General features: G+C 51.6%; 23 protein-coding genes. 8 read left to right on the top strand and 15 right to left on the bottom strand.

The window, feature by feature from the left end; genetic code table 11:
* Positions 1-254 precede the first annotated feature (254 nt).
* Positions 255-1,277: a LacI family DNA-binding transcriptional regulator gene (locus JW799_RS10075; protein WP_080831765.1), complete on the top strand. Its 1,023-nt coding sequence runs from the start codon at positions 255-257 to the stop codon at positions 1,275-1,277.
* Between the two features lie 499 nt (positions 1,278-1,776).
* Here the strand turns inward: JW799_RS10075 and JW799_RS10070 are convergent, their stop codons facing one another.
* From JW799_RS10070 to JW799_RS10050, 5 genes are all read right to left on the bottom strand, one after another.
* Entirely contained in the window at positions 1,777-2,871 is a 1,095-nt protein-coding gene (locus JW799_RS10070) for a Gfo/Idh/MocA family protein (protein ID WP_080831766.1), read from the bottom strand.
* A gap of 186 nt (positions 2,872-3,057) precedes the next feature.
* Positions 3,058-3,684, bottom strand: a complete 627-nt coding sequence (locus tag JW799_RS10065; protein ID WP_080831767.1) for a spore coat protein — start codon at positions 3,682-3,684, stop codon at positions 3,058-3,060.
* A 68-nt stretch (positions 3,685-3,752) separates the two neighbouring features.
* Positions 3,753-4,220: a DUF1259 domain-containing protein gene (locus tag JW799_RS28535; protein WP_240353606.1), complete on the bottom strand. Its 468-nt coding sequence runs from the start codon at positions 4,218-4,220 to the stop codon at positions 3,753-3,755.
* A 134-nt stretch (positions 4,221-4,354) separates the two neighbouring features.
* On the bottom strand, positions 4,355-5,206 hold the full coding sequence (locus tag JW799_RS10055; RefSeq protein WP_205429612.1) for an SPFH domain-containing protein: 852 nt from the start codon (positions 5,204-5,206) through the stop codon (positions 4,355-4,357).
* Between the two features lie 527 nt (positions 5,207-5,733).
* A complete protein-coding gene (locus JW799_RS10050) occupies positions 5,734-6,219 on the bottom strand; it encodes a C40 family peptidase (RefSeq protein WP_080831769.1) in 486 nt (161 codons plus the stop codon).
* Positions 6,220-6,649: 430 nt separating this feature from the next.
* Between JW799_RS10050 and JW799_RS10045 the strand changes: the two genes are divergently transcribed.
* Positions 6,650-6,997 carry a hypothetical protein gene (locus JW799_RS10045; RefSeq protein ID WP_080831770.1) on the top strand — a complete coding sequence of 116 codons (348 nt, stop codon included), beginning with the start codon at positions 6,650-6,652 and terminating at the stop codon, positions 6,995-6,997.
* A gap of 102 nt (positions 6,998-7,099) precedes the next feature.
* Here JW799_RS10045 and ltrA read toward each other — a convergent pair whose 3' ends face one another.
* From ltrA to JW799_RS10025, 4 genes are all read right to left on the bottom strand, one after another.
* A complete protein-coding gene (gene ltrA, locus JW799_RS10040; RefSeq protein WP_080831771.1) occupies positions 7,100-8,518 on the bottom strand; it encodes a group II intron reverse transcriptase/maturase in 1,419 nt (472 codons plus the stop codon).
* A gap of 384 nt (positions 8,519-8,902) precedes the next feature.
* The gene (locus JW799_RS10035) at positions 8,903-9,262 is read right to left on the bottom strand and encodes a sortase family protein (RefSeq protein ID WP_080831772.1); all 360 of its coding nucleotides are present in this window, start codon (positions 9,260-9,262) and stop codon (positions 8,903-8,905) included.
* Positions 9,263-9,372: 110 nt separating this feature from the next.
* Positions 9,373-10,149, bottom strand: coding sequence for a hypothetical protein (locus JW799_RS10030; protein WP_205429610.1), 777 nt, complete (start codon positions 10,147-10,149; stop codon positions 9,373-9,375).
* 127 nt (positions 10,150-10,276) lie between these two features.
* Positions 10,277-12,382, bottom strand: a complete 2,106-nt coding sequence (locus JW799_RS10025; RefSeq protein WP_205429608.1) for a pectate lyase family protein — start codon at positions 12,380-12,382, stop codon at positions 10,277-10,279.
* A 470-nt stretch (positions 12,383-12,852) separates the two neighbouring features.
* On the opposite strand from JW799_RS10025, the gene JW799_RS10020 reads away from it, so the two are divergent.
* Entirely contained in the window at positions 12,853-14,073 is a 1,221-nt protein-coding gene (locus JW799_RS10020; protein WP_080831775.1) for an IS256 family transposase, read from the top strand.
* Between the two features lie 117 nt (positions 14,074-14,190).
* On the opposite strand, the gene JW799_RS10015 is transcribed toward JW799_RS10020, so the two are convergent.
* The 4 genes from JW799_RS10015 to JW799_RS10000 form a co-directional block, all read right to left on the bottom strand.
* On the bottom strand, positions 14,191-14,484 hold the full coding sequence (locus JW799_RS10015; RefSeq protein ID WP_080831776.1) for a helix-turn-helix transcriptional regulator: 294 nt from the start codon (positions 14,482-14,484) through the stop codon (positions 14,191-14,193).
* Positions 14,485-14,491: 7 nt separating this feature from the next.
* Entirely contained in the window at positions 14,492-14,755 is a 264-nt protein-coding gene (locus tag JW799_RS10010; protein ID WP_176220558.1) for a type II toxin-antitoxin system RelE/ParE family toxin, read from the bottom strand.
* A 409-nt stretch (positions 14,756-15,164) separates the two neighbouring features.
* Positions 15,165-15,485 carry a nuclease domain-containing protein gene (locus tag JW799_RS28530; RefSeq protein WP_240353222.1) on the bottom strand — a complete coding sequence of 107 codons (321 nt, stop codon included), beginning with the start codon at positions 15,483-15,485 and terminating at the stop codon, positions 15,165-15,167.
* A 419-nt stretch (positions 15,486-15,904) separates the two neighbouring features.
* The gene (locus tag JW799_RS10000) at positions 15,905-16,552 is read right to left on the bottom strand and encodes a TetR/AcrR family transcriptional regulator (RefSeq protein ID WP_205429606.1); all 648 of its coding nucleotides are present in this window, start codon (positions 16,550-16,552) and stop codon (positions 15,905-15,907) included.
* A gap of 729 nt (positions 16,553-17,281) precedes the next feature.
* Here JW799_RS10000 and JW799_RS09995 point away from each other — a divergent pair.
* The 3 genes from JW799_RS09995 to JW799_RS09990 all read left to right on the top strand — a co-directional run bounded on the left by JW799_RS09995 (position 17,282) and on the right by JW799_RS09990 (position 19,758).
* The gene (locus tag JW799_RS09995; RefSeq protein ID WP_240353221.1) at positions 17,282-18,022 is read left to right on the top strand and encodes a transposase; all 741 of its coding nucleotides are present in this window, start codon (positions 17,282-17,284) and stop codon (positions 18,020-18,022) included.
* A 20-nt stretch (positions 18,023-18,042) separates the two neighbouring features.
* Positions 18,043-18,381 carry a hypothetical protein gene (locus JW799_RS28525; protein WP_240353220.1) on the top strand — a complete coding sequence of 113 codons (339 nt, stop codon included), beginning with the start codon at positions 18,043-18,045 and terminating at the stop codon, positions 18,379-18,381.
* Positions 18,382-19,554: 1,173 nt separating this feature from the next.
* Positions 19,555-19,758, top strand: a complete 204-nt coding sequence (locus JW799_RS09990; protein ID WP_139787023.1) for a DUF5316 family protein — start codon at positions 19,555-19,557, stop codon at positions 19,756-19,758.
* 34 nt (positions 19,759-19,792) lie between these two features.
* Here the strand turns inward: JW799_RS09990 and JW799_RS09985 are convergent, their stop codons facing one another.
* On the bottom strand, positions 19,793-20,551 hold the full coding sequence (locus JW799_RS09985) for a hypothetical protein (protein ID WP_139787024.1): 759 nt from the start codon (positions 20,549-20,551) through the stop codon (positions 19,793-19,795).
* Between the two features lie 316 nt (positions 20,552-20,867).
* Between JW799_RS09985 and JW799_RS09980 the strand changes: the two genes are divergently transcribed.
* Together JW799_RS09980 and JW799_RS09975 are read left to right on the top strand one after the other, a co-directional pair.
* On the top strand, positions 20,868-21,440 hold the full coding sequence (locus JW799_RS09980; protein WP_080831780.1) for a PadR family transcriptional regulator: 573 nt from the start codon (positions 20,868-20,870) through the stop codon (positions 21,438-21,440).
* The gene (locus JW799_RS09975) at positions 21,424-22,404 is read left to right on the top strand and encodes a BtrH N-terminal domain-containing protein (RefSeq protein ID WP_080831781.1); all 981 of its coding nucleotides are present in this window, start codon (positions 21,424-21,426) and stop codon (positions 22,402-22,404) included. The genes JW799_RS09980 and JW799_RS09975 overlap by 17 nt, the downstream gene beginning before the upstream one ends.
* On the opposite strand, the gene JW799_RS09970 is transcribed toward JW799_RS09975, so the two are convergent.
* The gene (locus JW799_RS09970; RefSeq protein ID WP_080831782.1) at positions 22,393-23,307 is read right to left on the bottom strand and encodes a LysR family transcriptional regulator; all 915 of its coding nucleotides are present in this window, start codon (positions 23,305-23,307) and stop codon (positions 22,393-22,395) included. The genes JW799_RS09975 and JW799_RS09970 overlap by 12 nt on opposite strands.
* Positions 23,308-23,386 lie beyond the last annotated feature (79 nt).

The raw sequence follows: 23,386 nt of genomic DNA, 5'->3' as shown, positions 1-23,386 counted from the left end.
GAGGCTGATCATGCAAGCGTTTTTTTAAGAAATTTGTTCGTTTTGTGTAGTTTTCATTAATTTTTTTCGTTAAAATTGAAAAAGTTTATTGCATTTATGCGAAAATTGTGATGATGTATTGCGTAAACGTTACGTAACATGTGAGGAAACGATTTGCGCAATTATAACCGGTTTTTGTTTCGTAAACACGGAAAGGCATGATACAATAAACTCAAAATAGAGCCGTGCGTTTCGGAAAAGGAGATTCCATACCCATGAGTACAATCAGGGATGTCGCGAATTTGGCCAACGTGTCGACCGCGACCGTGTCCAGAGTGTTGAACAACGACTCCACCTACAAAATTACCGACGAGACCCGCGCCAAAGTGTGGGAGGCCGTCACCCGCCTGAATTACAAAATCAGCTCGAACGCAAAGCGCAGCGGATCCGCGGCGGATATTCCGGCCGCCAGAACGAACATCCGGATCGGATGCGTCTTGAGCGTAACGAAGGATAAATACAACGATCCGTACTTCATGTCCATCTTGTCGGGAGCGGAAGAACGACTGATCGGGGAGGGCTATGACGTGGCCTTCATTCGCACGGGTCACGAATTGAACGACAAGAAGATTCTGTTCAACACCTTCAGCGAATCGGTTACGGGCCTTATTTTGATGGAGACATTGAACGCGGAAACGTATGAATATATGCGCAAGCAAGTTCCCTACATCGTCGGGATCGACACCCAGCGATGGGATATCGACAACGTGGGCTACGACCACCACCATGTCGCTTCCATGGCGGTCGAGCATTTGATCGAAAGGGGGCATACGCGAATCGGCTTCATCGGCGGCAGCGGAATCAGCGGGGATATCAAGCTCAGCCAGCGCTACCGGGGCTATTATGCCACGATGCATGCCGCCGGATTGGAGGTGAACCCGGATTGGGTCATCGACTGCATGTGGGACGAGGCGGTTTGCATCGAACGCGTTCAGCGGCTGATCGAATCGAAGCCGTATCCGACCGCCTTCTTCGCGGCAAGCGACTTGATGGCGATGGCGGCTCTCAGCGGGTTGTACGACAAGGGCATCGCCGTCCCCGACGATGTGGCCGTCATCGGCCTGTCCAACATCGAAATGTCGAAATACGCCAGTCCCCCGCTGTCCACGATCGACGTCCCGACGAGGGAGATTGGCATGGTCGCCGCGGATCTGCTGCTGGAGCGCATCAACGGGGTTCCTCATCTCCCCCGCAAAGTGCTGCTGCCCGCAAAGCTGGTCGTCCGCAGCTCGACGTGAGGGGACGATGAACAAATGTACCGCGCACGCGGAAGAGGACTTCCGCATGCGCGCGGTCTGCGGATCAGCATTTCCGCCTTCACGACCGGCGCTTGATTCAACGTTAGCATCCCTTGGCACCCTCCTCTTCGGCTTGATATCGTCATAGTATCATGCGCAAAACAGGGGCGTTTGTCTTCGATTGCCCGTATTCGCCGACGGAGCAGGATCGGCGACGCGTATTCCCGGAACGCTTGCGTCTCTTGGCAAACCATAAAAAATGAGGGCAATCACACATAATATGGAAAGGAGCCGTGCTGCTAACACGACTCCTTGCACGGATGAGAACGACCAGCGACGCAAACGAAATCATCAGCGTCAGGGTCTCCTATACCTCTATGGCATCACCTCCCTTCCGGGAGACTAGCCGACCGCCCTTGCAAGCCTATTCTGTTGCGACACCCCGATTGTATCCGCAATGATTCCTCATGTACATTAACATGGTGAAAAACTAAATCGATTAAAACCCGCCCACCGGCATCATCGCCGGACGCTCGGCCAGCGGCTCCAGCGCCACGTGGCGCTCGGTCGCCGACGCTTCGAGCAGCCCGTGCATCGCTTCCAGCACGTGCAGCGCCATCCGGCCCGTCGCCCGGTGCGGTCGGCCTTCCGCGATCGCCCGGGCCATGTCGATGACCCCGATGCCTCGCATATTGTCCGCGTAGCCGAACGCGAGCGGAACCTCTTCCCAATCCCCGCCCGGCTTGCGGAGCAGGACGGGACCGCCGAACGTGTTCGGGTCCGGCGCCTTCAGCGTGCCTTCGGTCCCGTGGATTTCGATCGTGTTCGCCAAATTCGAGCCGCCGTTCACGTTGAAGCTCGTGATCAGCGTGCCGACCGCGCCCGACGCGAAATCGAGCACGCCCGAAATATGCGTCGGCGTCTCGACGACGATGCGGGCGCCAGCCTTTGGCTGGCTCTTGATGACGCGCTCCGGCACCGGGATCGTGGCGGAAGCCGTCACCCGGCGAATGCCGCCGAGCAGGTAGATGAACGCGGTCAAATAATACGGCCCCATGTCGAACAGAGGCCCGCCGCCCTTTTTGTAGAAAAACTCCGGATCCGGGTGCCACGCTTCGGGCCCGCCCCCCATCATGAAGCCGGTGGCCGAAACCGGAAGTCCGATCGCGCCTTCGTCCAGCAGTTTGCGGCACGTCTGGATGCCGCCGCCGAGGAACGTCTCCGGCGCGCACGCGATGCGCAGCCCTTTGGATTCCGCGAGCGCCACGACGCTGCGGCCGTCTTCCAGCTCGACGGCGAGCGGCTTCTCGAGGTAGACATGCTTGCCCGCTTCCAGCGCGCGCCGGCTCACCTCCGCATGGGACGCCGGAATCGTCAGATTGACGACGATATCGATGTCGGGATCGGCGAGCAGCTCATCGACGCTATAGGCCTTCGGCACGCCGAACTCTTGCGCGCGCGCTTTGGCCCGCTCCACGTCGATATCCGCGCAGGCCACGACCTGCACGTCCTTTGACGCCGTCAAATTTTTTAAATAAATCGCGCTGATGTTGCCGCAGCCGATCAGGCCGATGCGATTGCTTTTCCCGCTCATGAGTGAAATCTCCTCCGCAGCTTACGCTAATGTTAATCGCTTTCATTATAACTCCTCGATCGGATGCAATGTTGTCCATTTTTTGTTCCATTTGGCTGTTTCGCGGCTCTTCCCCCAACGCAAAGAAGCGCCTTAGCCGATTAACCGGAAAGGCGCAACGGAACTGGTGCCGCTCGCGATTTCGAATTACTGGTAAAGCTGGTCGCTGGCTCCCGCCGTCGGATTCGGATACTGAGCCGCAAATTGCTGGATTCGTTCTTGTTCCTCGGGTACGACCCGGTACATCGCCCCGATCTTCTGAATCGCGGCAGGGTTCGCCGGCTCCAACGGATAAAACCCTTTTTGAACCATGTACTGCCAAACGTCGTAGGCGTGGGAGCAGCTCATCATGAACGCCGTTTGGCAAAAAGACCGAATTTCCGGATTCGCCATCTCCATCGCAGCCCAAGCGTATTCGCGTCCGGCGCGTTTGAGCGTCAACAAATAGGCGGTTGCCATCTCGCGGTCGTCGAAATTTTGCACGGAAATTCTCGGCTGAACGGGCGGGTACTGATTGAAAGCCGAAGTCGTGAACTCGCCGAGCGTGCCGTTTTCCTTCAGAAGAGGAAGCTCCGTTTTGGCCCCCGTCGCCTCATTCAGAAACTCCACCTTCATATTGTAGTCGCGCACGTGAAGAGGAAAGTGCCTTTCGACGATTTTTTTCAGCTCCGGATCCGTAATATGGTCGATCATATAGGCCATGTTCGTAATGGAATTCACGCAGCTCATCGTCAGCTCGTTCAAATCGTGAAGTTCATGGGCAGCCAGCTTCATTTTACGCATATCTCCTTGCTTGCATGGGATTTTGGCATCCCGGTTATGATGCGGAAAGGCTTCTCTTTTTATCCTCCAAGGCCCGTTCTTTCGGCCAATGTCCCGATGGAGGGCGGCTTCGGAAAAGGTCTTACGGCCGGCTTCGAAAACCTTTCAGCAGGACAAGCAAAGCCTCCTCGGCCTCGTTCATCGCAGTCTCCGCATCCGGATGCTCCGCAATCCAATTCTTGATCGCTCCGGAGAGACAATGCGTCAAGGCGTCGATCGATACCGCCGAGCTGCCGCGAAATGAAGGGATTGATTTCCTCCGTCAAAATGACGGTTTCGCCCAGGCAAAGCGCCCGCCCGTCTCTCCCGACGCTTTCAAAGGAAAAAGCTTGCGGAATCGCCAAAAACGAACGGGTTTTCTTGCCCAGAATCGTCGCCTTGATATTGTTGCGAACCGCGGAAGCGGTGCAAACGCCGTTGATGACCTGCGGCTGCGCCTGGAGGATCGCCGCGAACTGACGGAAAAGCGGACTTGGAGTTAAGGCCATCAAATGAATCCCTCCACACATTGAATAAAAATCTATCCTATGTTATGGAGGGGGACTGCCTTTCGGAAGAGCCATTTATACTTGTCCGAAAACCTATTTTTGAGCCTCGACGAAGAAGATTCGACTCTAGCGAATCATCCTCTCAGCGATTGCCCGCAATTCGGACAAAAGTTTGACCCTTCGTTTTTCGCGCCGCAGTTCGGGCAGAAATTGGGCCTTGCGGCTCCATCGGAGGAGGGATCGGCGGAAGCCGCAGCCTTTTCGGCCGCCGGCCGGGCATTCGGAGGAGGAACGGCCGGGGTGCCCTGCATATTTTTCAGCATTTCGCCCGCCATGTTCATCCCCATCGCCATGCCCGCCATATCCGCGGCGGCGCCTCCGCCCCGCACGCGAACCGAAGCGATGCCGTCCGTCATGCTTACCTGCTGGTACCTGGACAAATTCCCGATCATTTCGTGGGAAGCCGCCTTCGTGATCATCTCCTGAATTTCTTTCGGGTAGCTGAAGCTCATCACCTGGAAGCCCGTAATCGCCATCCCTTTGTCCATGACCTGCATGTCCAGGTCTTCCCGGATGCCTCGGGCGATATCGGCGGCGTTCGCCTGCAAATTGAACATATCCTTGCCTTCCTTGCTTATCCACTTCATAAGCAGCTGGTCGAGCGCGGACGTGATCAGGATTTTCATCTCTCCCACGAGGTAACTTTCCTTGATGCCGGCGATTTTGTCGATGAACGTCACGTAGTCGTTGACCTTGAAATTGAACGTGCCGTTGGCGCGAATCGGCATGCCGCTGTTAAAACCGAACTTGAACCCTCTCAGGGTCGACAGAAACGGAACGATGTCCGACTCGATCGAATAGGTGCCTTCGTCCTTGAAAATTCCCTCGATTTTGCCGTTTTGGATGAAAATCGCGTCCTGGTCGGCGCGGATCACCAATTTGCTCCCTTTTTTGATCTCCCGGTTGTTCCATTTCCAGAAAATCATATCGTCCCTGATGGATATTGCCGGTCTGACGGATATTGTCGGCTATGTCGTGGAGCAGGACGAAACATTGAAGGACGGAGAAACATTGGCTTCACGGAGGAGCAGAAGCTGCCGATTTCGAGGTCGGAGGGCGTCGGCGTGGGCGAGGCGAGTTTGAAGATCGGGTTTTAAACCGCTTCCCGGAACCAGGGGCCTTGCGGAGCATCCGGCGGACGAGGGCTTCTAGCTTGTTGGGGTTGCTTGTTGGTACGCTTGTTGGGTGCTAGGTGAGCTTCTTGACGGGCTTCTTAGCGGACTTCTTGGGGTTTAACGAAGCTTCGTTGATTTTTGTCCAATCAGGCGAGGCCTTTTCGGACCATCGTCCTTAATTCTTCGTTGCTCGTTGGATAAAATCCACTTTAGCTAGCGGTTTCCCCGCCTTCCCGCCAATCGCACCGCGCGCAGCTTCCGGCACGCGGTGCGGCGTATTTTACCAGGGATCGACCGACTACCCTATTTCCGCATTCGCACGTCGGCGAAAATCGTCATCAATAGTGGCGCGCCGTAATATATCGGCTGCTCCAATAACCGGTATTCAAGCTGGAGATGCCGACGCCTTTGCTGGGCGAATTGTGGATGAATTGCCCGTTTCCTATGTAGATTCCGACATGGTTGATTTGACCCGGCGTATTCACGCTGAACATGACCAGATCCCCGATGGCAAGATGCGCCTTGCTGGCAACCGGAAGCCCCCATCTTGCTTGCGCCTTGGAGCCCCACGGAATGCTCATGCCGTTTTTCTTGAACACGTATTGGGTGAAGGATGAGCAATCGAAAACCAGGCTCGAAGGATTCCGTACGCCGAACTTGTAGGAGACCTTGCCGATGTAAGACTTGGCGATGCTTACGGTGCGGTGCCCGTTCGTCGCATAGATTTCCTGCGCGGAAGCCGTCTGCGCCGGCAACGCAAAGGCCGCGGCGGAAGAGAAGAGAACCGTCAGGGCGAGGGAGGAGGCGGCAACTATTTTTTTCATTAAAAATTTTTCATCCTTTCCCCTATGTTAGTATAATTGGGTGCACTTGGAGTATAGCACGCCGGCAATCCAAATTACTTTAGTAGATTAATGGGTATAAAGTTGATATTATCCTAGCGGCAATAGCCGTACTTCCGCGGGCCCCGCTCGTCCTGCCTTCTATGAAATAAAGCCGGCTCCTTTCGCCCCGAAACTGCAGGCGATAAAGAAGCCGATCGATATCCGGATCCGAGGCGAAAATAAGCGGGATCCGGGCCGCGGTCCAAGCGCCGGTTTTTTCGGCGTCTGCAGGATCATAAATCGGTTTCCCGTTTGTAAAATCGCGGGCACCTTGGGCTCAAACCCAAACATAACCTATTTCGGATAGATCCAATAAGGAGAAGATGACCCATGTATTCGTACGATTACCGTCCGCCCGGTTACGAGTCCTATGGATATCCCCGATCCGAGCTTCCCGACAGAGCGTTCGGCTTTCCGATCGGCCAGCAACAATTGGGTTGAATGGCGCGAACAAGAAGACGGCTGGACCGGGGTATGGCGCAGGCTGGGAAACAGCAACATTTTCGATGCCAGGTGGACGATGCCCGGGGCGCAGGATATTACGGCCGTACTGACGATCAACATTTTCGACAGCAACGTCCAGGTTTTGCGCCGGAACAGCAGCGACGGAAACGACTGCAACTACACCGGCACCATTGCCGCGGATGGCCGTACGGTTACGGGGACTTATTTATGTACCCGAGGCGGAGGGTCCTGGAGAGCCACGATCACGTTTTAGGCGGGCCAAAATTTTGGAATCGGGTAGGAGGCTACTCATTAGTTGAGTAGCCGACCTCCCACACCACCGTACGTACCGTTCGGTATACGGCGGTTCCTAAGTTTACATTCGAACAGACTTGAAATACGCTGAGAAGGTTGTGTAACCGGCTTTCTCCAGAAGTATGTCGGTTACAGTCGTGTGCAGGATTGGGCTTTTGGCTGTTCGCCAATAGCCTTTTCTTGTACTCGCGAACTTGAAGGCGGTGTTGTGGTCGTTTCCGAGTTTACGTAGCATGGCATATCGGGTTCGTACGCGTTTCCAACGTTTCCAAATGTACATGCGTATTCTTCTTCTGAGCCATTGATCGGTTACCTTAAGCAGGCTCTTCATATCCGCGAGTTTGAAGTAATTCAACCATCCCGTTATGAATTGTTTCAGCTTTAATTTCAGCTCGTCATATCCAAACCCTTTGCTTCTTGCCGTGAGCTCTTTTATTCTCGCTTTCATTTTGCTGATGCTCTTGGCGTGGGTACGTAATTTAATTCCGTCCTTGGACGGATAGAATCCGTAGCCCAGAAATTTGATCTTTCCGATGTAGGCCACCACTGTCTTCTCTAGGTTCACCCGAAGTCGCAATTTTCCTTCGATGAATGGCAGAATGTGTTCCAGCATCCGCGCCGCTGACCTTTTCGTCCTTGCGAAAAGGAGCATATCGTCCGCATATCTGACGAACTTGATTCTTCTGCGCTCCAGTTCGCGGTCCAACTCGTTCAGCATGATGTTACTGCACAGGGGACTAATATTGCCGCCCTGTACAAGTCCCAGCTCTGTCTCCTCGAATTTCCCCTTGTTGATCGCGCCTGCCGCCAGATATTTGTGGATCAGCGATACGACTCTGCCGTCTTTAATCGTTCTGGACAGCAGTTCGATCATCTTCGCTTGATTGACTGTGTCGAAGAATTTCTCCAAATCCATGTCTACGACATAGGTGTATCCTTCGTTTGCGTAGGCCTTACATTTCCTTAAGGCATCGTGCGCGCTTCTCTTGGGTCTGAATCCATAGCTGGTTTCAGCAAATTGGGGTTCGAAGATGGGTTGTAGCACCTGTGCCACGGCTTGCTGCAGCATTCTGTCCACTGCGGTCGGTATGCCCAGCGTTCGCATCTTCCCGTTGTCCTTGGGGATCTCCACCCTGCGGACCGGATTTGGACGATATTTTCCGTCCAGAACAAGCTTTACGAGTTCATCTCCGTTGTCTTTGAGATATTGTAGCAATTCCTCTACTTCCATCCCATCGACGCCGTGTGCGCCTTTGTTCCTCTTCACTTGCTTGTAGGCATTGTTCAGATTCTCCCGGCTCAAGATTTGCTCTAGTAGCTTGTCCCCTCGGCTGTTGGTGTTGGTGTTGTTGTTTTCAGTTATCCGCTTGTCGGTAAGCGCTCCCGCATACCCTTCGTGTTCCGCACTATCTCTTTGCGGGCAGCCCTTGCTACAGCAAGGTATTCTGCTTTCTTTTGTCCCGACTTTGGTAACTTTCATTGACTAACACCTCCTTAGGTTCAACCCTTCATAACGCTTGTCGCGTTACTAATATGGTCTCTGCTGACTTCTCACGATAAATCTTGTTTCAACCGCATCTCGCTCATCCGCTTCATGCGTCCGTGAGACCTCCCACGGTAAGACGCGTCGCTTTCATCCCATGTACCCGCCGTATTTACATCCTCGTGTCCGTGCAGTTTATTGGATTTTGTCTTGTTTAGCAGACTCGTCCCACTTTGGATGCCTGATGCGATTCGTGTTCCTCGGGTCGGGACTTTGCCTCCAGCTTCCTTCAGATTCCACCTCGCGATGGACACCCTTGCTCTTGGCTAATGGTTGGCAACTGCCAGCCCCCATAGCGGACTTTCACCGCCTAGCTGCGCGTCATGCGTGGCGCACTAAAAAAGCCCCCTCAGACCGGCATCGGTCCGAGGGGGTGTCGAAGGGATAGCACGCGGTGACGACGAGAACTTCCTCGCCCATCGAACGAATGACCGAAGTATCGTCTTTATCGACGATTTCCGTACTCGTAATTTCGTATATCCAGCAGCTCGTTGCTCGAAACCGCGTTCCATAATGGGACACTTGCGAAGTCATCGAACCGGAGATTTCCGTCTGCAGCGTTCGGATTCCCCAGTTGTAGATGACGACCGCCAACGTATACAGCGGCAATAGAATGCAGATGAAGGATAAAATAAGCCTATTAAGCGCGACCCGCTTCCACGGATTCCGAATCAATTTCACGATGAGCGCCTCCCGTGACCGTCACAGTCTTCGTCAAATTATAACACCCGAATAGCCGTGACCGTCAAACAGGCTATATTTCCTTCCGTGGAGGCGCACCTTTCGTCATTTCATCTACCGATCCTGTCGGCCAATCGCCGTATTTCTTCGCTCAGCCTGCGGTTGACGGGATACACTTCTTCCAGGTAACTCAAAATGCAAAGCGCCGATTCGGGGACACGATCGTATCCCTGTATCATGCTTCCTGCAATGGCCGCAAAACGGGGGTATCGTCTTTCCAGGCGCCTGTCATTGCCGAAAGGGTCGGGAAAGCCGTCCGCCTCTTCCTCCAGCAGGTGCAGCACGGAAAGGATGCTGTCCACGGCATACCCTTGAACGAATCTCGTCGCGGACAGCTTCTCTCCCCTGGCATAACGGCAAAGTCCCACATATAGATTGGTCAGCGCTTCATTCAGGGGATGATCAAGGGAATCGTTTCTGATGCTAGGCATATTCCGGGATGATTTTGCTATTCCCGTATTCGCGTACGAAGGAGCCTTCCAAACGACTCGGCCTTCGGCGTAAGAACTGTTCTCCAGCTCCCATTCCTCGAACACCGCGTATTCCCCGTAAATGCCGTCCTCGAACAGAATTTTGCAACCGACGCTCGTATTCTTGAAAGAGTAGGCCAAGGGGCGAACTTCTTCCAGCCAGTCCAAACGGTCGATAAATCTGTTCTTCTGTCCGGGCTCTACGATGACGAAGAAATCCAGATCCGAATGCTCATCCAATCGCTCTCTTTCGACGCCGACGGACCCAAGTCCCAACAAGGCCAGAGCTCCTCCTTTCCGCTCAAGGGATTTGCCGATTTCGTCCAGCCGCTGAAGCAACAGTTCCTCTTTTTTCATCCTATGAATCCTCCTCCGGTTTTTTGGAATGCAAAAAGGGTCCAACCCACTTTTCAGCGAGGTTGAACCCGAAGGTACATGGCCTTTATGTTGTTAGCCTAAACGATATCAGGGCTTCCTGTTGCTGTCAAGCGTACGCCAATTCCATGTAAAACAGATTTGCCACATTGTCTTTTGTAAGGGTATGCGCGCCCGGCGCGAGAGGTACGCTGACGATGCCGTTCGTCATCGGGTAACTAGTTCCGTCGATCTTGATTTTGGTTCCGTCCGCCGAATTGAACACCAAGGTTAAGGTCGAAGCCTGGGCCGTCGTAAACTCAATGCGGGTCGAGCTCTCGATTTTCAAACATTGCGTCAGGGTGAGTCCGTTATAGACCACCGTGCCCTTCGTTGTGGAAAGACTTCCTTGAATATCGAAAAAGTCGCTTGCCGTTCCGTCCGTCGTAAAGTTATGGACATATTGTCCGGCTGGCGGAGTCGAAGTGGGCGTCGGCTCAGGACTCTCCGTCGGATTCGGGGATTCCGTCGGGTCTGTCGGGTCCGTCGAATTTCCTCCTACGGACACGAGTTGCGTGGCGTAGCTCGTGATTTTGGCCATCAGTGCCGCATTCACCGCAGACGAGGCGTCATCGACCGAATCGTTGAATTCCCATGCGAAGTCTCCGTTATTCAGCCGCCCGGCTTCCGCCGTAACGATTTGCTCGACATCGCTTACAGGATCAATATCGGACACGTCTACTCCCGTATCGATGCCGCTCGTGTCGAAATTGTTATAGGCTGTTCCGCCCACCAGGGTTTTGTAAGAGATTGGCACGGTTTCATTTCTCGACGAAGCCAGGTAAGCATCGAACGAGGTCGCATGAGCCGGAGCCGTTCCCGCATTGGAATTGGCATAAATCAGGCTTTCGGCATCCGTAATGATATTGTTGAATGCTTTAATCATGCCTCCGTCTTCGCCCGAGAACGTCCCGTCCCCCAAAGCATCCGTACCTTGCAAGGAACTCATCATTGGATTCGGGGCATGCCGGAAATCATTCGATTCTACAAAGGCCGAACCTCCCGTCGTCACGCCGACGCCGTATTTGGAGATGCCGTCAAAAAAGTTATTGTAAATATGAACGGAAGCCAACCGGATGCGCGGATGACGCGAGTCCGAATGATCGAACCAGTTATGATGGAAGGTCACAAAAAACTCCGACGATTCGCTCAAGCCGACGAGAGAAGCTTTCCCGGAGTCCCAGTAGTGGTTGTAAGATATAGTAATGAAAGTCGATCCTTTTTTAAGATCCGTGGAGCCGTCGCCTTTCGCTTGGTCCGCATCTCCTCCGGCGGTTCCATAGAAAAGATCGTTGTGATGCACCCAAACGTTCACATTGCCGGTATCCATGGAGATGCCATCGTCGGGGAATAACATCAAGCCCAGGTTTCTTACTTCCACATTGCCGACATATCGGAGAAGCAGTCCCCAACCGTAAGCATAAGCGTCTTCGCCGATTCCTTCGAGCGTTATGTTCATTTCCGAATAATTGTTTTTGCCTTTGATTTGAAGATATCCGCTGCTATTCAACTGCCCGTTCATGTCGTCGTCCGTAATTTTCCCGATCAGTCGGATGGCGAGCGGCGTTGTGTCGTAGCCCTTTTGCCTGAGTTCCAAAATTTCGCCAAGACCGACGCCTGTTTGCGTACTTCCCGAGCTATTGATTTTCACGTCAAGCGTTACGGTTTGCGCCGTGTCGGCTGTGATATAAAGAACTTGAGCTCCGTTCTTAAGCGTTCCGTTATCCTGGTATGCGCCTGAACCCGTGCCATAGGGGGAATCTGCCGAAAAAGCGAATCCGGATCTGTCATAGGCCGATACGGATAGCGTGTCGGAAACGGCGCTTGCCGTTGAGCCTTCAGGCAGGAGAGCTTCAACCTTCATCACATAATTTCCGGCGGCAAGGCCTACGGCATCGGCTCTCCAATAGGAAGGGTATTTTCGGATCAATTCGTCATCGAGTTGTCGATATTGGGAGTCTGCGGCGCCTGCGGGCTTAACATATACATTGTAGCCCTCCGCGTTGCTTACGGGCGACCATTCCACATAGGCCGTTTCGTTCCAGCCTCCGCTGTCGGTGATCGCCAGATTGGCAGCATGCACGACCGCGCTTGCCCCCCAGTTGCCTGCGATTAAAGCGATTACAAGAGAACACGCCAATAAAATGCCGGATCCGTTTGCCACTCTTTTCTTCATCAGTTTTCCCTCCCGAGCGTAATTGTAGTGCGGAAACCTTTGAGACCGCTTACAAAAATGCTGCTGCGAAGTTTCTCCGTTCACCTCCCCCTATTTATGACAAGAATGAACTGCATTTCCAGAATATCAGCCGTGAAAGCGGTTCCGAAACAATCATTAGTTCACATCTCCCGCATCCCGCGGCGATTATGAACTAATGATTATAGGGCAGGGAAATGACACGTTTTGGAAAAAAGGTTACGGAGCGCGCAAGGGCCTGCTCGTCAGGATAAAACGTACGCTTTTTGAGATTTCTATACCATTCGTAGTGGCAACGCGAAGGGCGCAGACGGAAGGAGACAGAGGACAGAGGAGGGGAAAGAACTACAGGGAGAATGGCTGGGTCGGTGACGATCGCCGAGTCTGTAAAATACTTTGTGTAAACTCTCAAACCTACTAAAATGAAATCATGGAGAGGTTGGGGAGCACACATGGGATTATGGACGAAAGAGCAGCTGCGGAGTTTCATCAAGGAGAATAATCTGGTCACCGCACAGGATGCGCAGAATGCGCTAAAGGACCTGTTTGCCGAAACGCTGCAAGAAATGCTAGAGGCCGAAATGGATACGCACCTGGGCTATAGCAAGCATGACGTGCAGAACAAGCAGACGAAGAACAGTCGCAACGGTAAGAGCAAGAAAATCGTCACTAGCGAGTACGGCGACCAGGAGATTGCCGTGCCACGGGATCGCCTGGGCGAGTTCGAGCCGCTCGTGGTGAAGAAGCATCAGTCCAACGTGACGGGGATCGAGGATCAGATCGTCGCCCTGTACGCCAAAGGCGTCAGCACGCGGGAGATCCAGGACCATCTGCAGAATCTCTATGGTTTGGAGGTCTCGCCAACCTTTATTTCCAATGTCACGAATAAGATCATTCCGCTCATCAAAGAGTGGCAGAATCGGCCGTTGCAGGGCGTATACGCGGTCGTCTTCCTGGACGCCATCCACTTCAAGGTGAAGCAAGACGGGGCGATCGTGAACAAAGCTGCCTACATGGTCATTGGGATCGACATGGACGGCAACAAGGACGTGCTGGGCATGTGGATCGGCGAGAACGAGTCCGCGAAGTTCTGGCTGAGCGTCTTGAACGATCTTAAGAATCGCGGCGTTCAGGACATCCTTATCACCTGTGTCGACAACCTCACGGGCTTCTCCCAGGCGATCTCTGCCTGTTATCCGAAGACGGAGATTCAGAAGTGCATCATCCACCAGATCCGCAACTCCACGCGCTACGTCTCCTACAAGGATCTGAAGAAGGTGACGGCCGATCTGAAGCCCATCTACAAGGCTGCTACGGAGGAAATGGCTCTGCTGGAACTCGACCGCTTTGAGGAGACGTGGGGCGCCAAGTATCCCCTTATTGTCCGCTCATGGCGCAGCAATTGGGACGAACTCGCCACCTTCTTCAAGTATCCGCCTGAGCTTCGTAAGCTCATCTACACGACGAACATGATTGAGAGCTATCATCGCCAATTGCGAAAAGTCACCAAAGGGAAAAGCATCTTCCCAAGCGACGAGGCGCTACTGAAGATGCTGTACTTAGTCACGATGGACGTCACCCGCAAATGGACCGGTCGTGTTCAAAACTGGGGACAGATGCTCCTGCAGCTCTCCGTCTTCTTTCCGGACCGGATCGGCCAGCACTTACCTTGAGGAGGCTAATCTCCCCTTCGGAGAGATGCCTATAAAAGAGTTTACACAAAATTATTGACAGACCCCGATCGCCGAATACTAAAATTTCTTATTTAGTGACTCAATATTCTTTAGCCTTTAGCCGATGCTTGCAGCCGCAGCTTCCTCCGTACCGTGCAAAGTTAGCTTCATGCCCAATGCGATCGCTATTTTTAACACGGTGTCTAGCCGAGGCACGACTCCCCCGTTTTCGATACGAGCGATGGATTCTTGATGCAAACCCACTTTATCGGCTAATTCCTTTTGCGTCCATCCTAACTCTACGCGTCTTTGATGAATAGCATTCACCAATTGTGCCACAGCTTCGAGCTCATTCATCCTTACGGGATCGATGGATTTCAATTCTTTTTTTTTCTCGCTCCAGCTCTTCATTCTGGAATCACTCCTTTTGTTTTCTTGACAACCAGCTTTGCATTCTCTTTTCAGCTATTGCAATCTCTCTTGGTGGCGTCTTTTGTGTTGTTTTGATAAACTGGTGCAACAGTACAAAGTGGTTTCCGTTCCATCCCATGAATAAAATCCGATTATATCCTGGCCGAAGCTCCCAGATATCACCTGAGATCCGTTTGGTGAACTTTTCACCTGCGCGTGTCCCCTTCTCTTCTAAACGATTCAAGCAATAAACAATCTGTTCTAATTGCACTCGTGCATTCTTATTAGCCCTTATACTCGTTTATTAATCTAATTATAACATATAGATCATATAATCGGATGCTCTCTTATGTCAGGTTCCCCTATCATCCCGCACCAACCGAATCCCCACTACGCCGCTCGCCAAATCCACCTGTTCATGATCCAGCTCGACGGCTACGCGTCCGATTCGCCGCTGCTCGCGCCATTGCTTGATGTCCTCCTCCGTCTCGAGCCGAAGCTCCGCGATCTCCGCGGCCCGGTCGAAGATGTACTTCGACGTATAGAGCAGCCTGTAAATCCCTTGCCTTGATAAAGCGCCACATATTCTAACTGTGTTAATCGTTTATGATCCGAAATATTCGCAAACGGCACGTGATAAAACCTGAACCGAAGCGCATCCTCCAATTGCGATGCGTTTCTCAGGGAACCGACGAGCATGTTTTTCCCCTCGAACTTGTTCCGGTAATACTCAGGGGTTCCCCGAGGACGAGTGGATCGCTCGTAAGCTTTCTCGGGACTGTCATGATGATTTCATCCAGGAACGCTTCCATCAGCTTCGTCGAATTCGGCGAAAAAGGAAACGCCCCGACGTTCACCAGCTCGATGCTTTTGTAGAATTTGTGCTCGCGGAACTTCTCCTCGTCGTGATACGGGAACAGCACGTAAGCCCCGAACATGCTGCGCTCCAGCTCTCCCCGGTTTCCGTCTTCGTACACGATTGCGTCCCGATACCGGTGCATCGTGTTGATGTCCGACTCCTCCGGCCCCGGAAGCCCATAAACCCGATGGTACGGCGGCTTAAGGCTCAGAGAGTAGTAACAGCAACTTGAATTATGACTAATTAATGTTCTAAGAAAAAATATGATAAAATCATAAATATGCCATTAAAATTATTGAAATGTTCTTTTGTGAAAATGAAGGAGGTGAAGTGTGAAAATCTTCAAGCTTGTGTTGACGTTGTTGTTGATTTTATTGGTTATAGTATTTGTGTATTATCGATATTTACTCACAAGTACAATTATTATTGCAACTCTAGAGGAAAAAATTGAGACGCCTAAAAATCATATTATTAAAATCAGATCCGAAGACAACAGAGTTGTACAAATAAAGGTTCCAGAAATTGTGTGGCCTTTTTTGGTTGAGGGTTCAGAATATAGTATTAAATATAAGCAAAATGAATTAAGATCTCCTTTTCTAACTGGGATAACTCCAATTGATAAGAAATAAATAAACTGCGGCTGTAAGTAACAGTGGGAGAATTAAGATGTGGCATCCCCCCAATAATCCCGGCAAGCTCCCCCGGACTCTGCCGGCAACCGGAAGAAATCCAATACGTCAGCACGCTCCACAACCCTCCGGATGTATAGGCGAGTCTAACGGCGAATTCCTCTTCATCTGGAGCAGCTGCTTGATCGTTCAGCCACAAGACATTCGAAAACTGATGCAGGTAATGAATATACAGAGTAAAAACGATATGGATCAATTGATTTTTGCTCAGCAATAACAGCAACCAAGCATGCTTTTCCCAAAATGTAAAATAGGCCGTGACGACGGTTTTGAAATCATCATGAACGTGTGCCTGCATCTCTTTTACGAACTCCTCCATCATGCCGGCGATAGAAAAGGACAGAACATCCTCAATGGTTTCAAAGTTGCGATAAAACGTTCTTCTGGCAATTTGCGCACGTTCGCATAATCGGGTAACCGTGATCTCTTTATATTCTTCTTCTCGCAAAAGTTCGACAAGCCCTTGCGCAAGCATCCTTTTTGAGAGAATGGCTGAAGGATGCGTTTGGCCTTTTCTCATCTGTGTCCTCCTGTCCCCGGTTCGCCTGCGGATTCTGTCACAAAAACGAAGCGAATGTAGCACTTGTCCGGAAAGGATTGTACCGTCCTATTCGCGGCTCTATACTTCTACATGATTGCACAATTGTGACACAATGCAAGAGCTTAAAGCGCAAAGGGAGGCACCACTGGAAATGGATCACGCAAAATCGAAGACGCCATTACAACGAGCAAAGGCACCCTGGCATCTTTACCTCGCAGGAATATTCTTTTTCTTCCTTTATGCGAACGGGATTTACGATTACTTTATGACGCTCGGGCATAACGATGCCTATTACAGCTCCAAAAACTACGGAGAGGAAGTCTATACGTATTTCACGGATTACCTATTTTGCCTCTCGTCTTCTGGACCCTGAATGTTTTTTCCGGTCTGATGGCACCGATTTTGCTTCACATCCGTTCCCGCTGGGCCGTGCAGGTCGCGCTTGTTTCGTCCGTTTCGATTTTGGCGCTAGAGCTTATTACGTTTGCCTTTATGGATCGCTGGAATATCCTTGGCCCCTGGATTTCGCTTTTTGATATCGGAATCCTCATCCTGACGTTTGGGTTGTTCTTCTATTGCAGGGTCATGACCAGGCGCGGCGTATTGAAATAATCTATTTTAAAACTACGACAGCATAATTAACTAACAGGATTTTCCTGGAGGATGTCGAATACATAAGGGACACAAAATAAGTTGGAGTGTGCCCTTATGCTTTCGAAAAATCGCCTCGGCGCCGCGCCGAAAATCTATTTCCGACCCGAGTTGACTAACTGCCCGCATTGCGGGGTCAAGCTTAAGCGATCCCATACCGCCTGGAACAAAAAAATCACTACACTAACTGGTGTTATTCATGCCTGGAGCATGGCCTACATGTGTCCTAATGCAAGCTGCGTTCACACAGGCGTAGCCTATAAATCAGCGGAAGCCGAAATGCTGAGCATGAAGTATTCTTCTTATGGCTACGATGTGCTCGGCCTCGTTGGGGAGTTGCGTTTTAAGCAGCACCGCACGTGTAAAGAGATTGCAGAGTTGCTAAACGAGCGCGGGATTGTAGCTAGTGAGCGATATGCGCAAACACTCTATGAACGCTATCAAACCCTGCTGGCGGCCAGTCTTGACGAGCATGTAAGACAAAGCTTGGCGGAAACCACGGCACAAAATGGCGGCATCATTCTCTCCATGGACGGCGTCCAGCCGGAAAAAGGAAATGAGATGCTCTATGTCATTCGAGAGGTGTTCAGTGGCACAGTTTTGGCGGCTCAGAACATGAAAAGCGGAGCCGCTGGCGAATTACGCAGCCTCATCGAGCCAATTATTGAGTTGGGCTTCCCCGTCGTCGGAATCGTCAGTGACGGACAAGTTTCCATTCGTCAGGCATTCGAAACGCTTCTGCCGGATGTGCCGTATCCCAGTACCACTACCTTAAAGATATTGCCAAACCTGTTGTAGATGCGGATCGCAAACTCAAGATGGAGCTAAAGAAGAGCATGCGCGGCTTGCGGGAAGTCGAAAGGAAGATCGAGCAAGTTGAGAAGAATGCCGTGGAAGCTGCTCAAGCAAACGAAGGCGTAGCCACAGACACTTCATGTGTTAGGGCGGAAACCATTGCAAGCGAAGCGCAGGTTGCAAAAGGTTATGTCGCTGCGGTTCGCGCTCTGCTTCTGGAGGACGGGGAACCGCCGCTCAAATTGCCCGGGATGCTTATTTATGAACGAGCTCAAGCCATACAGGCGTCGCTTGCGCGGTGCTTGACTAAAAAAAGAGCCTCATCTCCTCCAAGGTCTGGTCAGAATTTTCAGCAAACTTGATGAGCAGGCCACCAGATATGCGTCTGTCGTTCGCTGGGCTACACCGCTAGCCCATATCGCGGCTACCTTGGCGCCAGACGAAGACAAGACGAGCGAAACGGTTGAGTGGGAAATGACCCAATTGCTCGGGTGGCTGAACAGACTTACATCGATGAACAGGATGCCCCTATGGTGACCACTGTACTACTACTCTCGCGGCTTCTGGAAGGGACTGTTCACTAGTTACGATCACTACCACATCCCTCGTACGAACAACGATCTGGAACAGTTTTTCCGCCGAATGAAGGCTGTTCATCGCCGAATTACTGGGCTACGCAATTGGAACAGCTACATTGTGCGTAATGGAGAAATGATTGTACTTGTAGACGATGCACTTCGACAAAAACACATCATCGCCCGTTTAAGAACGGTGGGCTATGAAAAATATGCAACGCGCAAAGCACGATGGGACCGGCGGCTATCCGAAAGCGTTCAGCGTAGAAGATTTAACCGCCAGCCCATCGCTTTTCTAGAGAAACTGGAGGCACAATGGGATCAAATTATGTGAGTTAGTTAATTGTGCCGTCGTAGTTTAAAAAAGGAAAGGCTGCCGTTAGGCAACCTCTTCCTCGACCTTCCGTTGCCTTGGGTTTAAACCAAGCTCAGCTCGCGCTTTCCGTTCCGGCGCCCGGTTCAAATCGGGTTCCGTTCGTTTCATCCATTCCTCTACTCCGCAGTGCCCTTCCGCAAGCTGCTCCTTGCTCTCCGGTTGCCGGGGGAAGTAATGCGACGAAGCCGGGACGCGGATCCGAACGGCGGAAAGCTTCCGAGTTCGAATACGGTCCTGCCGATCCCACCTTTCCCCCACGTCGGCCAGTGGGAATCCAGCCTTCGCTCGATTTAATCCGCTTCATTGCCTGGACCACGGCCTCTTACGCATAAAGGTGCCAGCTTCTCTTCCGGCATTCTCCCGTATTTTTGCTGTTATCTGTCTAATTCCGTTACTAAGCCTAAATCACAACATCGAACAAAATGGGGAATGATCCGGATCCTCACGTCAATCATCTTTACTCTTCTCAAATTTTTAACAATGAGCTAATATAATCATTGTATGGATTAAACATGTTATTATGGTTTTGGTATTTATTTAATGTTATTAAAAGTATTATTTTAAAAATTTTAAGGGGGTATACGATGGATTGGTTATTGTATGTCGGAATTATTTTTCTGTTTATCTCCGGGATTCTGATTGGTGCATGGACTACAGGTACTCAACAGAGAGGAAATTACTATTCGGAAAATCAAAATGAACGAAAGCTTAAAAGAAAATTGGCCGCAATCACAGCACTTATTTCCTTACTTGCATTTATTATTTACGGTTGTTTTTATTTATTATAAAAAACCCAGCCCATATTTAGGCCGGGGTGGATCATCAAGCTACCAGATTGGATAAATGTAGTTCCCATTCAGAACTTGTCCCTCGTTTTATTGTAACCCATGAGTTTGTACCGAAAATCATATACGATTGCCAAACCGGAACCCAGTTTGAAGGAGCGGTATAAGAATAGGTATCACTAGTAGGGTAAAGGAATCCTGATGATTGGTTAGCAAATCCCCCTTCTTTTGTTGTTCCCGTTGCTCCATAATTCACTTTTCTGTCAGATAATACGTAAGATGAGTCATGACGTTCCCAACCTCCACTAACAGAAGTTAATTTATACAAATATAGATTTCCGTCAATACTTCTATCATAGTTTACTGTGGAATAAGCTCTTACTCCTCCTGCGGTGTCCCATCTAGATTCACTTTTGCTTCCTTCTGCTAAAGGTGCAACGATACCTTCATCTTCGTCTTCATCAGAAACAATTGTCAATGTCACGACCTTATAACTTTCAATAATTTTATCGCCCTTTTTCACGGCACGCAATTTCTGTGTTGTTTCAAGCTGTTCAACAGTGCCGACGCCCTCAACATTAGAAACTCTGTTTTTTAAAATTCCAATAGATCTATCGATTATATCAGCATCTGTAATACCTTTTCTTGCGCGTTCATACAATAAACTCAAATTTGTGATTTCCTCTGCTTCGAAAATGACCTGTTCTTCGATAACATCTGCCGATGCAAGGCTACCAGTTAAGGAGAATGAAAGAATAAACGACATTAGAACAGGAACAAATCTTCTTATCACCATATAAATTACCTCCATTAAATTTTTTTATTATATCAGAACAATTAATTCAATTTAATCAATAGAAATGGAAATAATCACGACCATACTACTATTCATTCGACAGTATTCATCTTATAGGCACAGAAATGTTAGAAATTAAACCATCCGGACTTTTAACGAATACGTCCGCCAAATCTTCCGCTCTGAACACCTTGCTCCGTTGCAACTCAAGCTTAGTGGCCAACTGCATTCTCCAATAAATCCGGTTCGGCATTGACCTTTTTATTCCACTAGTGTTATATTACATATGTGAAATATAAAATGAAGGAGCCCCACCATGCACCCGATCTCGAATGTCGAATTCATGCTGCTGCAAATGATCGCGGAAGGCGGTCAAACTTCGGGGTACGATATCAAGAAGCTGGTCGATCGGCGAGGCTATCGGGAATGGGCGAATATCGGCACGACTTCGATCTACGGAGGACTGAAGAAGCTGAGCGACAAAGGCTGGATCGCGCCCGAGGATTCCGACGAAAAATCCGGCAAGGGGCCGATGCCGACCCGCTTCGCCCTCACCGAAGCCGGCAGGATCAAGCTGAAACATGAAATCCTCGACAGCCTGTCGTCAACGCGGGAACGCGACAACCGCTTCGATCTCGGCCTGGCCGCTTTGCCCTTCATCGGGAAGGACGAAGCGATCGCCGCTTTGCGGAAACGGCTGGACTTTCTTCATGGCGCTTCAATCAAAGTAAGGCGGAAGTTCGAATCGCAAGGCGGCGCTCGATTGCCGCTGAACGTAAGGGCGCTGTTCTTGCATCCGATAAGCCTGATCGAGAGCGAGACAGCGTTCGTTGACCGTCTAATTCAAGAATTGTCGGAGGAGACAGGGGACGATGGCCAAAATCATTGAAGGTTTCGTACCGTACCGAGGCGAACATTGCGAAACGACCGCCCTGGGCAACCTGCTGCAATTTGCGGGAATCCGACTGTCGGAACCGATGCTGTTCGGACTCGGGCAGGGGCTCGGCTTCATTTACTGGGACTCCAAGGGAATGGACTTTCCGTTCATCGGCGGAAGGGTGAAGCCGGATGTATTGACAGCCAACCTGGCCAGCGCGCTGGGTTTGACCGTCCGAACTCAGGAAACGTCGTCCGTCGGCGTAGCGTGGCAAAACGTGCGGCGCTGCATCGATCGCGGAATTCCGGTCGGCCTGAAGCTGGATTCCTATTACTTGGACTATTTTACGAACAAAGTGCACTTTGCCGGCCACTATGCGGTCTTATACGGCATGGATGACGAATACGCCTACATGGCGGACACCGGACAGCAGGGCGGACAGGTGAAAACGAGCCTCGCAAGCCTGGCCGCGGCCCGGAACGCAAAGGGACCCATGAGTTCGCGGAATCGTTCGTTTTCGCTCGATCCGATCAACGCTTTGCCTCCGCTCGTTCCCGCGATACGCGAATCCTTGACCAGGAACGCGCATGATTATTTGAACCCGCCCATTCGCAATGTCGGGAACAAAGGCGTTGTCAAAATGAGCCGCGAAATCCTGAAATGGCCTTCCCGCAGCCGCAATTTCGAACATGATTTAGGCCTGGCCGCTTTGCTGATGGAGCGGGCGGGAACCGGCGGCGCTTTGTTCCGGAATCTGTACCGGGACTTCCTGAAGGAATGCGCCGAGCGCTTGGAAGACCCGAAAATCGGACAAGCTTACCGTATGTTTGCGGAAATCGCTCCGATGTGGACCCGTGTCTCCGCCTCGATCGAACGTGCGGGAAAAACGGGCAGCCACGAGGAGCTGCAGCAGGCATCAAGGCTTCTGCTCGAGATTGCGGATAAAGAGCGAACGGCCATGGAGTTATTGTTGTGAAACCAGACCTGCCGGGTCCGAGACGGGCATGCCGTGCGGAGGGAACAAGCCGAGCGCGGTCCGGATAAAAAGCTTGACGGCGTGGGAGGATTCGGCGATGGAAGGCACCGCGAGCCGAATGTCACGAAACGCTTCCGGCTCCAGCTCGCGCTTGACCAGCCCGGGAGGGAGCGCCTTCAGCGCCAGCTCGGACAGAATCGGAAAGCCGAGGCCTTCTTCCGCCATGCGGAGAGCCATGCTGACGCTTTGAACGATGTACTTCGTTTGCAAGCGGGCTGACGCCCGTTCGAACAGGTCGATGATCGGCGGCTCGTATCCGGCTTTGCACGTAATGAACGGCTCCTTGGCCAACTGTTTGACGGGGATGACGGACAGGTCGCTTAACGGATGATCCGCTCGCAGCACGGCGTACATTTTCTCCCGATAGAGCGGAATCGTCTCCCAGTCGCCATCCGGCGGAATCAGGAACGCGACGTCGATTACCCTCGTCTCCAGCCAGCTCCTCAGCTCGTCGATGTTCCCTTCGTGCAGCTCGAACTCGATGCCCGGATGCTTCTTGGCGATGGCGCCGATGATCCGGGGCAGGAAGTGAGCCCCGGCCACGGGAAAAGCCCCGACGCGAATTGTACCGACCTGAAGCCCCTTTTCGTCGGCGACGACTTGCTCCACCTTGGCGAATGTGCCGAGAATTTCGCGGAACAGCACGAGAATGCGCTTGCCCGCATCGGTCAATTGCACGCCGCTGCGGCGATCGCGCAGAAGCAGCGGAACGTCCAGCTCCGCTTCCAGCGAAGAAATCGCGCGGCTAACCGCCGGCTGCGTCATATTCAGGTCAAGGCCCGCTTTCGTAAAGCTTCCTGTCTCTGCGATCTTGACGAAAAGCTTGATCTGCGTGTTAGTCATAACGTAAACGCTATGCCTCCTATAAGAAACATTCATTTTCATCATGTTAAAAAATAGTGTATCATTCGGGTTGACCCTT

This window comes from Cohnella algarum, assembly GCF_016937515.1.
Classification (GTDB): domain Bacteria; phylum Bacillota; class Bacilli; order Paenibacillales; family Paenibacillaceae; genus Cohnella; species Cohnella algarum.
The sequence above is the reverse complement of the archived record's forward strand: the minus strand, read 5'-3'. Positions and strand labels throughout refer to the sequence as shown.

Bases quoted from the DNA above. Each gene is read 5' to 3' on its own strand.
- JW799_RS10075 (WP_080831765.1), top strand. From the start codon at position 255: ATGAGTACAATCAGGGATGTCGCGAATTTGGCCAACGTGTCGACCGCG.
- JW799_RS10070 (WP_080831766.1), bottom strand. From the start codon at position 2,871: ATGAGCGGGAAAAGCAATCGCATCGGCCTGATCGGCTGCGGCAACATC.
- JW799_RS10065 (WP_080831767.1), bottom strand. From the start codon at position 3,684: ATGAAGCTGGCTGCCCATGAACTTCACGATTTGAACGAGCTGACGATG.
- JW799_RS28535 (WP_240353606.1), bottom strand. From the start codon at position 4,220: ATGGCCTTAACTCCAAGTCCGCTTTTCCGTCAGTTCGCGGCGATCCTC.
- JW799_RS10055 (WP_205429612.1), bottom strand. From the start codon at position 5,206: ATGATTTTCTGGAAATGGAACAACCGGGAGATCAAAAAAGGGAGCAAA.
- JW799_RS10050 (WP_080831769.1), bottom strand. From the start codon at position 6,219: ATGAAAAAAATAGTTGCCGCCTCCTCCCTCGCCCTGACGGTTCTCTTC.
- JW799_RS10045 (WP_080831770.1), top strand. From the start codon at position 6,650: ATGGATATCCCCGATCCGAGCTTCCCGACAGAGCGTTCGGCTTTCCGA.
- ltrA (WP_080831771.1), bottom strand. From the start codon at position 8,518: ATGAAAGTTACCAAAGTCGGGACAAAAGAAAGCAGAATACCTTGCTGT.
- JW799_RS10030 (WP_205429610.1), bottom strand. From the start codon at position 10,149: ATGAAAAAAGAGGAACTGTTGCTTCAGCGGCTGGACGAAATCGGCAAA.
- JW799_RS10025 (WP_205429608.1), bottom strand. From the start codon at position 12,382: ATGAAGAAAAGAGTGGCAAACGGATCCGGCATTTTATTGGCGTGTTCT.
- JW799_RS10020 (WP_080831775.1), top strand. From the start codon at position 12,853: ATGGGATTATGGACGAAAGAGCAGCTGCGGAGTTTCATCAAGGAGAAT.
- JW799_RS10015 (WP_080831776.1), bottom strand. From the start codon at position 14,484: ATGAAGAGCTGGAGCGAGAAAAAAAAAGAATTGAAATCCATCGATCCC.
- JW799_RS28530 (WP_240353222.1), bottom strand. From the start codon at position 15,485: ATGCACCGGTATCGGGACGCAATCGTGTACGAAGACGGAAACCGGGGA.
- JW799_RS10000 (WP_205429606.1), bottom strand. From the start codon at position 16,552: ATGAGAAAAGGCCAAACGCATCCTTCAGCCATTCTCTCAAAAAGGATG.
- JW799_RS09995 (WP_240353221.1), top strand. From the start codon at position 17,282: ATGCTTTCGAAAAATCGCCTCGGCGCCGCGCCGAAAATCTATTTCCGA.
- JW799_RS28525 (WP_240353220.1), top strand. From the start codon at position 18,043: ATGGAGCTAAAGAAGAGCATGCGCGGCTTGCGGGAAGTCGAAAGGAAG.
- JW799_RS09990 (WP_139787023.1), top strand. From the start codon at position 19,555: ATGGATTGGTTATTGTATGTCGGAATTATTTTTCTGTTTATCTCCGGG.
- JW799_RS09985 (WP_139787024.1), bottom strand. From the start codon at position 20,551: ATGGTGATAAGAAGATTTGTTCCTGTTCTAATGTCGTTTATTCTTTCA.
- JW799_RS09980 (WP_080831780.1), top strand. From the start codon at position 20,868: ATGCACCCGATCTCGAATGTCGAATTCATGCTGCTGCAAATGATCGCG.
- JW799_RS09975 (WP_080831781.1), top strand. From the start codon at position 21,424: ATGGCCAAAATCATTGAAGGTTTCGTACCGTACCGAGGCGAACATTGC.
- JW799_RS09970 (WP_080831782.1), bottom strand. From the start codon at position 23,307: ATGACTAACACGCAGATCAAGCTTTTCGTCAAGATCGCAGAGACAGGA.